Here is a 13,128-nt window from a genome sequence, read left to right as displayed (position 1 = left end):
CACATCACTACGAGAGGACACCATGGCACTGGACGAGACACGGCGGCTCGGCCGCACCGGGGTCATCACGAGCCCGCTGACCCTGGGCGCGATGAACCTCGGCCGGTGGACCGACGAGGCGCGGAGCCTGGAGATCGTCGCGGCCGCCCTGGACGCGGGCGTCACCGCGATCGACACGGCCGACGTGTACGGGCAGGGCGCGTCCGAGGAAATCGTCGGCAAGGCCCTCAAGGGCCGCCGGGACTCGGTGTTCCTGGCCACCAAGTTCCACGGGCAGATCGGCGACGACCGCCGCCGGGCCGGCGGCAGCCGCCACTGGATCACGCGGGCGGTGGAGGACAGCCTGCGCCGGCTCGGCACGGACCACATCGACCTGTACCAGGCGCACCGGCCCGACCCGCACACCGATCTGCTGGAGACGCTCCAGACACTCGACGGCCTGGTGCGGCAGGGCAAGATCCGCTACTACGGCACCTCCGTGTTCCCCGCGAGCCGGCTCGTCGAGGCCCAGTGGCTCGCGCGGGAGCACCGGCTGATCGCCCCGCACACCGAGCAGGTGCCGTACTCCCTGCTGGTGCGCACCGTGGAGCGGGACACCCTGCCGGTCGCCGAGGAGTACGGCCTGGGCGTCCTCAGCTACGGGCCGCTCGCGGCGGGCTGGCTGTCGGGCGCCTACCGGACGGGCGGCGAGCAGCCGGCGTCGGCCCGCGCGGACCTCATCCCGGGGCGCTTCGACATCTCCCAGCCCCACAACCAGCGCAAGCTCCGTGCGGCGGACGCCCTGGCGGCCCTCGCGGAGGAGGCCGGTCTCGGCCTCGTCGACCTCGCGCTGGCCTTCGCGCTGAACCATCCGGCGGTGAGCAGCGTCATCATCGGGCCGCGCACACATGAACACCTCGACGCCTATCTGAAGGCCGCGAACACCGTGCTCGACGACGCGGTGCTCGACCGGATCGACGAGATCGTCGCACCGGGCACCCACTTCATCGAGCGGGACACCGGGCGCGACCTGCCAGCCCTGGATCCCGCCGCCCGGCGCCGCGTCCGCCATTGACCACCTGAAGCACCCTTCACCACCTGAACCACCCCCACCACCCTCCGCTGGAAAGGCGACACATTCATGGCCGTCCCCGAGTCCTACGGCACCACGTACCAGGCAGCCGAGGACCGCTACGAGAACCTGGAGTACCGGCGCACCGGGAACTCCGGTCTCGACCTGCCCGCGTTCTCCCTCGGGCTGTGGCAGAAGTTCGGCACCGACTACCCCGCCGACGTCCAGCGCGACATCGTGCTGCACGCCTTCGACCTGGGAATCACCCACTTCGACAACGCCAACCGCTACGGCCCCCCGCACCGCGCCGCGGAGAAGTTCTTCGGCACGGTGCTCCGCAAGGACCTCGCGCACCACCGCGACGAGCTGATCCTGTCCACCAAGGCGGGCAACCCGCTCGGCCCGAGCCCGTACCTCAAGGGCGGCTCGCGCAAGTCGCTGCTCTCCTCCCTCGACCACAGTCTGCGCGACCTCGGCACCGACTACGTCGACATCTTCTACAGCCACCGGCCGGACCCCTCGACGCCGCTGGAGGAGACCGTCGGCGCGCTGGTGAGCGCGGTCCAGTCCGGCAAGGCCCTGTACGTGGGTGTCTCCAACTACCCCGCGGAGACGGCACACCAGGCGGCGGAGCTGCTCCGCGCCGCCGGGGTGCCGCTCCTGGTCCACCAGCCGCGGTACTCGATCTTCGACCGCAGGCCGGAGACCGGCGGGCTGATCAAGCTCGCCGCCGAGGACGGCTTCGGCCTCGTCGTGTACAGCCCGCTCGCCCAGGGACTGCTGACGAACAAGTACCTCGACGGGACCATCCCGGCCGGCGCCCGCGCGCTCAACAGCACCTTCCTGTCCGCGGACGACATCGACGACACCTACCGGGAGCGGGCCGGCGCGCTCGACGAGATCGCCCGGGAGCGCGGCCAGTCCCTCGCGCAGCTCGCCCTGCAGTGGGTGCTGCGCCAGCCGCAGGTGACGAGTGCGCTCATCGGGGCCAGTTCGACCTGGCAGCTCGATCACAACGTGCGGGCCCTGGAGTTCCCTCCGCTGACCGATGAGGAACTGGCCCTCATCGACCGGCACGGCATCCATGGGACCGGGGTCCGCGTCTGAGTCGATCCCGGCCGGGAAAGCGGGTCCTGGCGGTGGACGATCAGGCCCGCCGCTCGTGGGGGATCCGCTCCCCGGCCTCGATCGCCACCGGGAGCCGGTTCTCGGCCGGCGGCAGCGGGCAGGTGGCGAAGTCGGTGTAGGCGCAGGGCAGGTTGGTGGCGCGGTTGAAGTCGAGCACCACGGTGCCGTCGGGTCCCGGGGCGTCGACCCGCAGCGCGCGATTGGCCGCGTACGTGGTCACGCCGGAGGTCGCGTCGGTGAACAGCACCAGAAGGCCGCCCGGGGTACTCCCGTTGAAGGCGGTCAGCTCCAGTGCCCTGCCGTCGATCCGGAAGCGGATGCTGCCGGGTGCGTCGTAGACGTGCTGCAGCCCTTCGACCGCGGCGCCCACGGTGGTCGGTCGCGGCTCGGTGAAGGGGGCGTACGTGCCGGTGACCACCCAGCGCCGGTCGGGCGCGTACGCGGGTGTCCCGGTGAACGCGGTGCGCAGTGGATGCCGCGGGTGTCGCGGGCGGATCACGTGGTGGCCGCCGCGCTTGGCGATCTCGATCACCGCGTCTCCCCAGCCGGCATTGACGCCGCCGCGTTCGGGGATGTCGGTGAACGTGTGCCGCCCGCGCACCGGGGCGCCGTCGACGACGAGTTCCTCCCCGTCGTCGAGCACGACGGTGACGCCGTCGTCGCCCGTCGACCAGGTGCCGGGCGTATCGGGGAAGCGCTGAGGGACGGTGGTCGGCCAGTGCAGGCCGGTGACGGCGAGAAATCCGTGCTCATGGGCGAGCGCGGTGTCCTTCTGCTGGTGCCACGCCTCCCACTCCGTGGCGAAGGTGTCGTTGCCGGTGGGGGAATCCTGGACGGTCATGTGTGCTCCTAGAAGTCGAAGGGAAGCGGGGTGCCCCAGCCGTCCGCGAGGCGACATGCGTGCTGCCTTTCGGGGAGGGGTGGGAACCTGTCACGGCCCGTGGAGGAGTTCCCTGACGAGTGCGGCGACCTGTTCCGCCTCGATGAGGAAGCCGTCGTGGCCGTAGGGGGACTCGATGACCCGCGGGGCGTCCGCCGTGCCGATGCCCGCCGCCAACTCCGCCTGCTGGGACGGCGGGTAGAGACGGTCGGAGTCGACGCCGGCCACGAGGGTCCTGGCCGTCACCCGGCTCAGCGCGGCGGCCGTGCCGCCACGCCCGCGGCCGATGTCGTGGCTGTTCATGGCCTCGGACAGCACGACGTAGCTGCCCGCGTCGAAGCGGCGCACCAGCTTGGCCGCGTGATGGTCGAGGTAGGACTCGACCTGGTACCGGCCGCCGCTCCAGGGATCCTCCGCGCCCTGGGACGAGCGGCCGAAGCGGACCTGGAGCTCCGGCTCGCTGCGGTAGGTGACATGGGCGAGCCGCCGGGCCAGGCCGAGCCCGTCGTGCGGAGCCCTGCCCGTGTGGTGGTAGTGGCCGCCGAGCCAGTGCGGATCGGAGCGGATCGCGTGCAGCTGGATGTTCGCCCAGGCGATCTGCTCGGCACTCGCCGCGGCCGACGTGGCGAGCAGCAGGAGCGCGTCCGTGCGTTCGGGGTGTGACACCGCCCATTCCAGCGCCCGCATCCCGCCCATCGAACCGCCGACCACCAGGGCCCAGCGGTCGATGCCCAACGCGTCGGCCAAGTCGGCCTCGGCTGCTACCTGGTCACGTTGCGTCAGATACGGAAAGCCGCCGCCCCAGTGCCGACCGGAGGGGCCCGGCGAGGCGGGTCCGGTGCTGCCCTGGCAGCCACCGAGCACGTTCGGTGCCACGACGAACCAGCGGTCCGTGTCGAGCGCCCGCCCCGGCCCGATGAGCTCGTCCCACCAGCCCGGGGTGGGGTGACCCGGCTCGGCGGGTCCCGCCACATGGCTGTCGCCGGTGAGGGCGTGCAGCACCAGCACCGCGTTGGACCGGTCCGGCGCGAGCCGCCCCCAGGTCTCGAACGCGAGGCGCGGCCGGGGCAGTTCGCCCCCGGCCTCCAGCGGGAGCGGCCGCTCCCGCTCGTACCACTGGCGGCGCCCGGGCGGGTCCCCCTCCCGCCAGGCCCCGGAGGCCGGCGGGAGGGGGACCTGGGACGGTGTCAGCACGGAGTTCAGGACGCGCCCTTGGCCGCGCGGAACCCGGCCTCCAGGTCCGCCTTGAGGTCGGCGAGGTTCTCGATGCCGACCGAGAGGCGCACCAGACCGGGGGAGGCGCCGGTGGCCGCCAGCTGGTCCTCGTCGAGCTGGCTGTGGGTGGTGGAGGCGGGGTGGATGATGAGGCTGCGTACGTCGCCGATGTTCGCGAGTTGGCTGAACAGCTCGACGGCGTCCACGAATCGCTTGCCGGCCTCGATGCCGTCCCGCAGCTCGAAGGAGACGATGGCGCCCGCGCCGTTCGGGAGGTACCTCTGCCCGGCCTCGTACCAGCGGCTGGAGCGGAGTCCCGGGTAGTGGACGGCGGCCACCTCGTCGCGCTGCTCCAGCCATACGGCGAGCGCCAGCGCGTTCGCGGAGTGCCGCTCGATGCGCAGGCTCAGCGTCTCCACGCCCTGGAGGAGCAGGAAGGCGGAGTGCGGGGAGAGAGCGGGGCCGAGGTCGCGCAGCAGTTGCACCCGCAGCTTGACGGCGAAGGCGCCGGGGCCGAGCGCGGGCCAGTACTGGAGGCCGTGGTAGCTCGGGTCGGGCTCGGTGAAGTCGGGGAACCGGTCGGTGTGTGCCCCGAAGTCGAAGGTGCCGCCGTCGACGACGACGCCCGCGATGGTCGTGCCGTGCCCGCCCAGGAACTTGGTCGCCGAGTGCACGACGATGTCCGCTCCGTGCTCAAGTGGGCGCAGCAGATAGGGAGTCGGGACGGTGTTGTCCACGATCAGCGGCAGGCCCGCCTCGTGGGCGAGGTCCGCGACCGCCCGGATGTCGAGGACGTCACCGCGCGGATTGCCCAGGGTCTCCGCGAACAGCGCCTTGGTGTTGGGCCGGATCGCGGCCCGCCAGGACTCGGCGTCGTCCGGGTCGTCCACGAAGGACACCTCGATGCCCAGCTTCCGCAGCGTGTGCCGGAACAGGTTGTAGGTGCCGCCGTACAGCGAGGTGCTGGATACGATGTGGTCGCCCGCGCTCGCCAGCGTGAGGATCGCCAGGGTCTCCGAGGCCTGCCCGGAGGCCAGCGCCACGGCGGCGACACCGCCCTCCAGCGCGGCGACGCGCTGCTCGAAGACGTCCTGGGTGGGGTTGTGGATGCGGGTGTAGATGTTGCCGGGCTCGGCCAGCGAGAACAGGTCGGCGGCGTGCTGGGTGTCGCGGAACACGAACGACGTCGTCTGGTAGATCGGCGTCGCCCGCGCCCCGGTCGTGGGGTCGGGCGCGGCACCGGCATGGATCTGCTTGGTCTCGAACGACCAGGCCGAGGTGTCGGGCCCGGCGGGCGCGTCGTCGGGGGTGTGTCCTGCGGTCACGGAGTCGATGGGCTGGCTCATGGTGGTGCTCCCTTGTGCGGAGACGGCAAACGCGAAGGGACCGCGGAACCGCGAGCCGCGCCCCGCGAAGGGGGCGACGGGCAGCGCGATGCGGTGGGAAGAAAGCGAGAAAGAGAAAGACGGGCTGCTCAGCAGCCGGAGCGCGGCGTCAGCTCGCGGCGCAACAACCCGTGGTGGTGACACGCACGTAGTCGACGTGGCGGCGGGTCACGAGCACGGTCATGCAGCCAGGTAACCACACACGGGCCCCGGCGCACCAGATCACCCGGCGACAGGTGAACCGGATGATCGGAATCGCGGAGGCCCGGCACAACCGCCCACGCCTCCGCACGTGTTGCCGCGATGCCGCGTTGCCGCGGAGTCGTGGGACGCCGTGCGTTCCTATCCGCGTGCCGCTTCCTGCCGACGGGACCGCACGCGCACGCGCCGTGCGGCGACGCAGAGCAGGGCGACCGCGGCGACGGCCAGCAGGACGTGGCCGACGAGGTTGACCGTGCCCGCCGAGCCCTGGTCCGGGTCCTGGCCGAAGCCGACCCAGACGTAGGTCAACGTGGCACCGGCGGCCAGGGCGAAGGTGTGGGGAGGCGCCCAGTCACGCGCGCGTGCCCAGTAGTGGAGAAGTCCCCCGGCCGCGACGGCGATCGCGAGCGCGGCGGCCACACCCGGCCAACTCGGCTGAAGCACCAGCCAGAACGCGCTGGTGGCCGCGCACGAGGCGACGCCGACGAACAGCGGCCGGGGCGCTCCCCGGGAGTCGAGCCCGGCGTGCGGGCGGGGGATCAGGAACGCGGTGGCCACGAGCACGGCCACCACCACGGCCGTGCCGGCCAGCAGCGGCCACGGGGCCATGTAACCGCTGTCGTCGTAGCTGCCCCAGCCGACGACCACGGCTCCCAGCACCAGCAGCCCGGCCGTGACGGTGAGACCGGTCCGTCCGAGCCACGGACGCGCCGCGCGCTGCGGGACGAGGGCGTCCATGAGCGCGATCGGCACGGTGATGCTCCACAGCGCGTGCACGGCCAGGACGGAGATGAGTCCGTAGGCGCCGGTGCCGAGCAGCGGGATGTGCGTCACGTTGACCATGTCGTAGTTGCCGGAGTAGTCGGCGTTGAACAGCATCTGGTCCAGCAGACCCTCTTCGAGCAGGGCGTACGCGGCGCCCAGCAGCAGGATGGAGCCCCAGCCGCGGCCGGTCCTGAAGACGAGCTCGCGGATGAGCAGGGCGCCGCTGCCGTAGAGGAGGGCGAGGACCGGCAGCAGGGCCAGGGCGTCGAGGGAGGTGGCGCCGAGGAGCATCTCGCCGACCAGCGGCGCGAGGAAGAACAGTCCCACCGCCGGCATGCTGTTTCTCATGCCGTCGACGCTACGGACACCGGGGGTGCCCACGCGTCGGCCGAGCGGCTGACCTGGCCGGTCGAGTGGCTACGGGCCTTCGGCCACAAATAGCCGAACGTATACCGCGGAGCGACTTTCGGCGGATGCGGTGGGCGGCTCCTCGTCATCTCTGGCTGATCGCTCGATGCCGCATGAAGGGTCAAGTGCCGTGTGGTGCACCAGGGTTGACGGTGAAAATGGCACCTGGTTTCGTTCTCAGGGCGCGGCGCCGTCCGTCCACGTTCTGACAACGATGTCAGACGCTCGACGGGAGCGGTGACCGTGCCACGCCGGTCAGTTCCGCTGCTCCGAAGGGACCGCACGATGCGCACCCGTACAAGAAGGCTCTCCCTCCTCCTGACCGCCACCACCCTCGGCCTGAGCCTGCTGGCCGCGGGCCCCGCCACCGCCGCCCCGCGCGCCGACCGGCACCAGGACGCGGTGGACGCCGTGGACGGCCTGATGACCTGGTGGAACGCGGACACCGGCGCCTTCGAGAGCACCGGCTGGTGGAACAACGCCAACGACCTGCAAGCGCTCCTCGACTTCTGGCAGGCCCCCGGCGACACGGGCGGCCATGACATCAAGAAGATCGCCGACCGGATCTACGAGAAGAACGTCGACGCCAAGGACGGCCAGTTCCGCAACGAGTACCTCGACGACACCGGCTGGTGGGGCCTGGCCTGGCTGAGGGCGTACGACCTCACCGGCGAGAAGCGCTATCTGGACACCGCGATCGCCGACGCCGACCACATGTGGAAGCACCACGACAACACCTGCGGCGGCGGGGTGTGGTGGAACTACGAGCACAAATACAAGAACAGCATCACCAACGAACTGTTCATCACGCTCTCGGCGGGCATCCACAACCGCCTCGACCGCGACTCGACGTACCTGGGCCGGGCGCAGAACGTCTGGAGCTGGTTCCAGTCGAAGAAGCTGATCAACAAGGACAACCTCATCAACGACGGCCTCAACGACGCGTGCGTCAACACGGGCGAGTCGACCACGTGGACGTACAACCAGGGCGTCATCCTCGGCGGCCTCGTCGAGCTGCACAAGGCCACCGGCTCCAACGCCGTCCTCACCAAGGGCCGCAAGATCGCGGACGCGGTCGCCGCCTCACCGCTGCTCGCGCCCGGCGGGATCCTCTCCGAGCCCAACGACGACGACACGGACGGCGGCGCCGACGGCCCGTCGTTCAAGGGGGCGTACATGCGCGGCCTCGGCGCGCTGAACCGCACCCTGCCCGACCACCCGTACTCCGGCTTCATCGACCGTCAGGCCGACGCCCTCAACACCCTTGACCGCAGCGGCAATTACTACGGCTTCCACTGGAACGGCCCCTTCGACAAGGCCGACGCGGCCCGCCAGCACAGCGCGCTCGACGCGCTGACGGCCGCCACCTACTGACCGGATCCTCCCGTCGGGTGCGCACGCCGTGGGTGTCGCACCCGACCCTCGTCCGCCGCGTCCCCGCTCAGCCGATCGGCACCGGCAGCGGCGTCACCGCGTAGGCCAGCGTGATGGTGTCACCGGCCGACGGGTCGGACAGCTCCACCCGCCAGGCCTCGCCGAACTGGTCCACGCCCTCGGCCATCGGAATCGTGCCGGAGATCAGCACCGTGCCGGGGAGCAGCTCGCCGCGCTCGCGCAGCACGTCGGCCCAGTAGGAGGGCGTGAGCAGCTCCGCGAGCGTGCCGTCCTGGATCAGGGACTCCTCGCCGTTCACCGTGACCCAGGCGCGCAGCGTCAGGTCGTCCAGGCGGCCCTCCACGTCTGAAAGGCGCCAGGCGCGGCGGGCCAGCACGTCCGGGCTCGCGTTCTTGCTCCAGGCCACGCCGTGCACCTCGAGCTCGCGGTCCGTGTGGTCGCACGCGGCCGTGAGCAGCAGCTCGCCGTCCTGTGCCACGATCAGCGCCCACTCCGCCTCGCCCGAGGTCCGCCCGTGCTGCACCGCGACCCGCTCGGTCTGCTGCGCGAGGTAGGGGGAGATCGGGTACAGCGCCGGGGTCGTGGTCGGCGCGGGCACGCCGAGTTCGGCGAGCTCGGCGACGTGCGCGGCGACGTCGTCCTGGCTGCGCCCGGCGTAACCGGCATTGAGGACCTGGGCGACCTGCACGTCGCGGGTGGAGCCGTCGGGGAGTTCAAAGGTGAGCAGCGTCATGGAAATCTCCGGGGGTGAGCAGGTAGGAGGGTTGCGAAGCGGTTAACTTCCCGTTCAGGGCTTGCGCATACGACCTGTATACAAGAAGTATGCCGGAAGGTCGATGTCTCCCCGAACGTCGATGTCGCACCCCGACCGCCGAAGTCCCCCGAACCGAGGACCGAAATGCTGCAAGACTCCCCAAGCGGCCCGGCCGCCGCACCGGTCGTCACCCCGAACCGCTCCGGTCTCGTCCGGGCCTTCTTCGCGAGCCTGACCGGCACCGCCCTGGAGTGGTACGACTTCGCGGTCTACTCCGCCGCGTCGGCCCTGGTCTTCGGTGACCTGTTCTTCCCCTCCGAGGACCCGCTGACCGGCACGCTGCTGGCCTTCTCCACGTACGCCGTCGGCTATGTCTCGCGCCCGCTCGGCGGCATCGTCTTCGGGCGGCTCGGCGATGTGATCGGCCGCAAGAAGGTGCTGATCACGACGCTCGTGCTGATCGGCGCGGCCACGTTCCTGATCGGCCTGCTGCCCACCCACAGCAGCATCGGCGTCGCCGCGCCCATCGCGCTCGTCGTGCTGCGGTTCGCGCAGGGCGTGGGCGTCGGCGGCGAGTGGGGCGGCGCCGTGCTGCTCTCCAGCGAGTTCGGCGACCCGAAGAAGCGCGGCTTCTTCGCCTCCGCCGCGCAGGTCGGACCGCCCGCGGGCAACCTCCTCGCCAACGGCGTCCTGGCGGCGCTCGGCGCCTTGCTCACCGAGGACCAGTTCCTCTCCTGGGGCTGGCGCGTCGCCTTCCTGGTCTCCGGCGTGCTGGTCGGATTCGGTCTGTGGATCCGCGCGAAGCTGGAGGAGACCCCGGTCTTCAAGGCGATGGAGGCCGAGCAGAGCCGCCCCGAGGCTCCGGTGCGCGAGGTGCTCACCCGCCAGCCCCGCGCGCTGCTCGCGGCGATCCTCTCCCGCGTCGCCCCGGACGTGCTGTACGCGCTGTTCACCGTGTTCGTGCTGACCTACGCCACCGACAAGCTGGGCATGTCGCGGGGGTCCGCGCTGGCCGCCGTACTGATCGGCTCCTCGCTTCAGATCGTCCTGATCCCGCTCGCGGGCGCCCTGTCCGACCGGATCAACCGCCGTCTGCTGTACGGCTGTTCGGCCGTCGCTGCCGGTGTGTGGCCGTTCGTCTTCTTCGGCATGGTCGACGGTGGCTCGTGGGGCCTGCTGGTCCTCGGTGTGATCGTCGCGCTGATCCTGCACTCGCTGATGTACGGACCGCAGGCCGCGTTCATCGCCGAGCAGTTCTCGCCGCGGCTGCGCTCCACGGGGTCCTCCCTCGCGTATACGCTGGCCGGTCTGATCGGTGGCGCGATCGCTCCGCTGCTGTTCACGGCGCTGCTCGGCTCGTTCGACAGCTGGGTTCCGCTCGCGATCTACGTCGCCGTCACCGCGGTCGTGACCATTACCGGGCTCCTGCTGGGTCGCGACGCGGAGGCGGCCACGGACGAGGACGCGGAGCTGGTCGCCCAGGCGAATGCCTGAACCGTCACACCAACCGCCTTACCAGGAGGGACACCTCATGCGCATCGCTCTGAGCCAGCTCACCACCGGGCCCGACCCGGCCAAGAACCTCGACCTCATCGAGGAGCAGGCGCGGCGCGCGGCCGACGCGGGCGCCCGCGTCGTCGTCCTGCCCGAGGCGGCGATGGCCTGCTTCGGCACACCCCTCGCCCCGCTCGCCGAGCCGCTCGAAGGACCGTGGGCCAACCGGCTGCGCGCCATCGCAGAGGCGGCGGACATCGTCGTCGTCGCGGGCATGTTCACCCCGGCCGACGACGGACGGGTGACCAACACCCTGCTCGCGACCGGGCCGGGCGTCGAGGCGACCTACGACAAGATCCACCTCTACGACGCCTTCGGTTTCGCGGAGTCCGACAGCGTCGCCCCCGGTACGCGGGTGGTCACCATCGACGTCGACGGCGTCCGCCTCGGCCTCGCCACCTGCTACGACGTCCGCTTCCCCGAACTCTTCCGGGCCCACGCCGACGCGGGCGCGGTCGCCACGCTGCTCCCCGCGTCCTGGGGCGCGGGCCCCGGCAAGCGCGAGCAGTGGGAACTCCTCGTACGGGCCCGGGCCCTGGACGCCACGGTCTGGGTCGCGGCCGTGGACCAGGCCGACCCGGCGGCGAGCGGCATCAGCGTCGCCGGCACGGCCCCGACGGGCATCGGTCACAGCATGCTGGTCGGCCCGGACGGCACGGTGCGCGACGCCCTCGGCGCGGAACCCGGCCTCCTCGTCGCGGAGTTGGACGTCGCCGAGGTCGACCGGGTGCGCGAGAAGACGTCCGTACTGGCCAACCGCAGGCTCGGGCGCGACGACTCGGTGATCACCTACCCGAAGTGAAACGGCCGGGGGGGGGGTAACCCGGGTCGGTGTCCAGGGATCCCTGGACACCGACCCGGGTTACCCCGCCAGCAGCACCTTCAGCGTCGACTCCAAGTGGCTGTCGATCGCCGCGCCCACCGCGTCGGCGTCACCCGCCACGAGCGCGTCCAGGATCACCTTGTGCTCGTCGATGACCGACTTCTGCCGGCCGCTCTGGTTGTACAGCGCCACGACGCCCGCGCGCACCTGGCGGCTGCGCAGCCCGTCGTAGTGGCGGTCCAGCAGGCCGTTGCCGACGGCCGAGACGATCGTCGCGTGGAAGCGGTGGTCGATGGCGATGAACTCCTTGGCGTCATCCGGCCCGCTCAACCCGCGCTGCCGGTCGAGGAGTTCGCCCAGTTCCTCCACCGGCACCCGGCCCGCCCTGATGACCTGCTCCGCCGCGTAGCGCTCCACCATGCCGCGCAGCTCCATCAGTTCGGTGATCTGCCGCCCGGTCAGCCGGGAGACGCGCGCGCCGCGCCGGGGCACCATCTCGACCAGGTCCTCGGCGGCGAGCAGCAGCAGGGCCTCGCGGATGGGGGTGCGGGAGACGCCGATACGGTCGGCGATCTCCTGCTCGGAGAGGAACTCGCCCTGCATCTCGGGGTCGGTGAGCACCGTCCCCTTGAGGTAGGCGTACGCCTTCTCTCGACCGGACGTCCCCATGTGCTCTCCCGTGGACCGTGGACCGTATGTTCGTGATGTTCGTGGATCTGGATCGCATACAACTTGTATACGGAAGTTACCACGGGGTGGAGAACAAGAGGCCGTGCCTACCGCGCCCGCTCCCAGCCCAACGCCGCCGACACCCGGTCCGCCGCACCGACGGTGATCCGGCCGGTCCGCTGGAGCCGATCGGCGAACCGGTCCGCGGGAGCGCCGACGTTCAGCGCGGCCACCACCCTGCCCCGGAAGTCGCGGATCGGGGCCGAGACACCCACCAGGTCGGACTCGAACTCCTCGCGCACCTCGGCGAATCCGCGCTGCCGGGCCTCCTGGATGCGCTGCCACAGCTCCTGGACGGAGTGCACGAGGGAGCCGTCGAAACCGTCGGACAGGTCGTCCATGCCCAGGCGCACATACAGTTCGTCGGGTGTCGCGTCGAGCAGCAGCACCCGCCCCGCCGAGGTGCGCGCCGCCGGAACACCCTTGCCCTCCCAGCCGTGTGCGCGGAAGTCGTGCGCGGAGACCGACAGGAGGGTCAGTACCTCGGCGTCCCTGAGGACACACAAGTGACACGTCTCCTCGATCTCGGCCGCGAGGCGGCGCATGACCGGGGACGCGACCCGGACAAGCCGGTTCTCGGCGGTGCGCGCCACCAGGGAGAGCAGCCGCCAGCCGAGCCGGTACTCCAGGGTGTCGGCGTCGCGCTCGACCACGCCTTCCTCGGCGAGCGCCTTGAGCGCCCGCGAGACCTGGCTCTTCTCACGGCCCGAGCGCGCGGCGAGCTCCACCACCCCGAGTCCCCGCCCGTGTTCGGCCTCGTGCAGGGCCAGTACGTCGAGCAGGCGCAGATCGCGGCTGAGGCCGTGGCGCCGGGCGCCCTCCGCGGAGGTGTCAGCCACG

At 71.3% G+C, this 13,128-nt stretch carries 12 protein-coding genes; 5 read left to right on the top strand and 7 right to left on the bottom strand.

What is annotated here, in order from left to right:
- Positions 1–22: 22 nt before the first annotated feature.
- Positions 23–1,054: an aldo/keto reductase gene (locus tag OKJ99_RS25345; protein ID WP_326019794.1), complete on the top strand. Its 1,032-nt coding sequence runs from the start codon at positions 23–25 to the stop codon at positions 1,052–1,054.
- A 66-nt stretch (positions 1,055–1,120) separates the two neighbouring features.
- Entirely contained in the window at positions 1,121–2,158 is a 1,038-nt protein-coding gene (locus OKJ99_RS25340) for an aldo/keto reductase (protein WP_326019793.1), read from the top strand.
- A 40-nt stretch (positions 2,159–2,198) separates the two neighbouring features.
- On the opposite strand, the gene OKJ99_RS25335 is transcribed toward OKJ99_RS25340, so the two are convergent.
- The 4 genes from OKJ99_RS25335 to OKJ99_RS25320 all read right to left on the bottom strand — a co-directional run bounded on the left by OKJ99_RS25335 (position 2,199) and on the right by OKJ99_RS25320 (position 6,973).
- Entirely contained in the window at positions 2,199–3,020 is an 822-nt protein-coding gene (locus OKJ99_RS25335) for a DUF1684 domain-containing protein (RefSeq protein ID WP_326019792.1), read from the bottom strand.
- A gap of 90 nt (positions 3,021–3,110) precedes the next feature.
- Positions 3,111–4,253 carry a homoserine O-acetyltransferase MetX gene (gene metX / locus OKJ99_RS25330; RefSeq protein ID WP_326019791.1) on the bottom strand — a complete coding sequence of 381 codons (1,143 nt, stop codon included), beginning with the start codon at positions 4,251–4,253 and terminating at the stop codon, positions 3,111–3,113.
- Between the two features lie 5 nt (positions 4,254–4,258).
- Positions 4,259–5,620 carry a bifunctional o-acetylhomoserine/o-acetylserine sulfhydrylase gene (locus OKJ99_RS25325; protein WP_326019790.1) on the bottom strand — a complete coding sequence of 454 codons (1,362 nt, stop codon included), beginning with the start codon at positions 5,618–5,620 and terminating at the stop codon, positions 4,259–4,261.
- Between the two features lie 381 nt (positions 5,621–6,001).
- On the bottom strand, positions 6,002–6,973 hold the full coding sequence (locus OKJ99_RS25320) for a DUF998 domain-containing protein (protein ID WP_326019788.1): 972 nt from the start codon (positions 6,971–6,973) through the stop codon (positions 6,002–6,004).
- A gap of 345 nt (positions 6,974–7,318) precedes the next feature.
- Here OKJ99_RS25320 and OKJ99_RS25315 point away from each other — a divergent pair, with 345 nt between their 5' ends.
- Positions 7,319–8,407, top strand: a complete 1,089-nt coding sequence (locus tag OKJ99_RS25315; protein ID WP_326019786.1) for a glycoside hydrolase family 76 protein — start codon at positions 7,319–7,321, stop codon at positions 8,405–8,407.
- Positions 8,408–8,474: 67 nt separating this feature from the next.
- On the opposite strand, the gene OKJ99_RS25310 is transcribed toward OKJ99_RS25315, so the two are convergent.
- Complete coding sequence (locus tag OKJ99_RS25310; RefSeq protein WP_326019784.1) at positions 8,475–9,161, bottom strand: DUF2848 domain-containing protein; 687 nt, start codon at positions 9,159–9,161, stop codon at positions 8,475–8,477.
- A gap of 165 nt (positions 9,162–9,326) precedes the next feature.
- Between OKJ99_RS25310 and OKJ99_RS25305 the strand changes: the two genes are divergently transcribed.
- The gene (locus OKJ99_RS25305) at positions 9,327–10,676 is read left to right on the top strand and encodes an MFS transporter (RefSeq protein ID WP_326019783.1); all 1,350 of its coding nucleotides are present in this window, start codon (positions 9,327–9,329) and stop codon (positions 10,674–10,676) included.
- A 37-nt stretch (positions 10,677–10,713) separates the two neighbouring features.
- Entirely contained in the window at positions 10,714–11,538 is an 825-nt protein-coding gene (locus tag OKJ99_RS25300) for a carbon-nitrogen hydrolase family protein (RefSeq protein WP_326019782.1), read from the top strand.
- A 60-nt stretch (positions 11,539–11,598) separates the two neighbouring features.
- Here OKJ99_RS25300 and OKJ99_RS25295 read toward each other — a convergent pair whose 3' ends face one another.
- Positions 11,599–12,228, bottom strand: coding sequence for a GntR family transcriptional regulator (locus OKJ99_RS25295; protein WP_326019781.1), 630 nt, complete (start codon positions 12,226–12,228; stop codon positions 11,599–11,601).
- A 107-nt stretch (positions 12,229–12,335) separates the two neighbouring features.
- Complete coding sequence (locus tag OKJ99_RS25290; protein WP_326019780.1) at positions 12,336–13,127, bottom strand: IclR family transcriptional regulator; 792 nt, start codon at positions 13,125–13,127, stop codon at positions 12,336–12,338.
- Between the last annotated feature and the right edge of the window lies 1 nt (position 13,128).

It is taken from the genome of Streptomyces endophyticus, from assembly GCF_035798155.1.
Taxonomy (GTDB): Bacteria; Actinomycetota; Actinomycetes; order Streptomycetales; family Streptomycetaceae; genus Streptomyces; species Streptomyces endophyticus.
Note: the sequence above shows the minus strand (reverse complement) of the source record. Positions and strands in the feature narration are given on the sequence as shown.

Coding starts and splice junctions, on each gene's coding strand:
- OKJ99_RS25340 (WP_326019793.1), top strand. CDS start 1,121: ATGGCCGTCCCCGAGTCCTACGGCACCACGTACCAGGCAGCCGAGGAC.
- OKJ99_RS25305 (WP_326019783.1), top strand. CDS start 9,327: ATGCTGCAAGACTCCCCAAGCGGCCCGGCCGCCGCACCGGTCGTCACC.
- OKJ99_RS25310 (WP_326019784.1), bottom strand. CDS start 9,161: ATGACGCTGCTCACCTTTGAACTCCCCGACGGCTCCACCCGCGACGTG.
- OKJ99_RS25315 (WP_326019786.1), top strand. CDS start 7,319: ATGCGCACCCGTACAAGAAGGCTCTCCCTCCTCCTGACCGCCACCACC.
- OKJ99_RS25295 (WP_326019781.1), bottom strand. CDS start 12,228: ATGGGGACGTCCGGTCGAGAGAAGGCGTACGCCTACCTCAAGGGGACG.
- OKJ99_RS25320 (WP_326019788.1), bottom strand. CDS start 6,973: ATGAGAAACAGCATGCCGGCGGTGGGACTGTTCTTCCTCGCGCCGCTG.
- OKJ99_RS25325 (WP_326019790.1), bottom strand. CDS start 5,620: ATGAGCCAGCCCATCGACTCCGTGACCGCAGGACACACCCCCGACGAC.
- OKJ99_RS25335 (WP_326019792.1), bottom strand. CDS start 3,020: ATGACCGTCCAGGATTCCCCCACCGGCAACGACACCTTCGCCACGGAG.
- OKJ99_RS25345 (WP_326019794.1), top strand. CDS start 23: ATGGCACTGGACGAGACACGGCGGCTCGGCCGCACCGGGGTCATCACG.
- OKJ99_RS25300 (WP_326019782.1), top strand. CDS start 10,714: ATGCGCATCGCTCTGAGCCAGCTCACCACCGGGCCCGACCCGGCCAAG.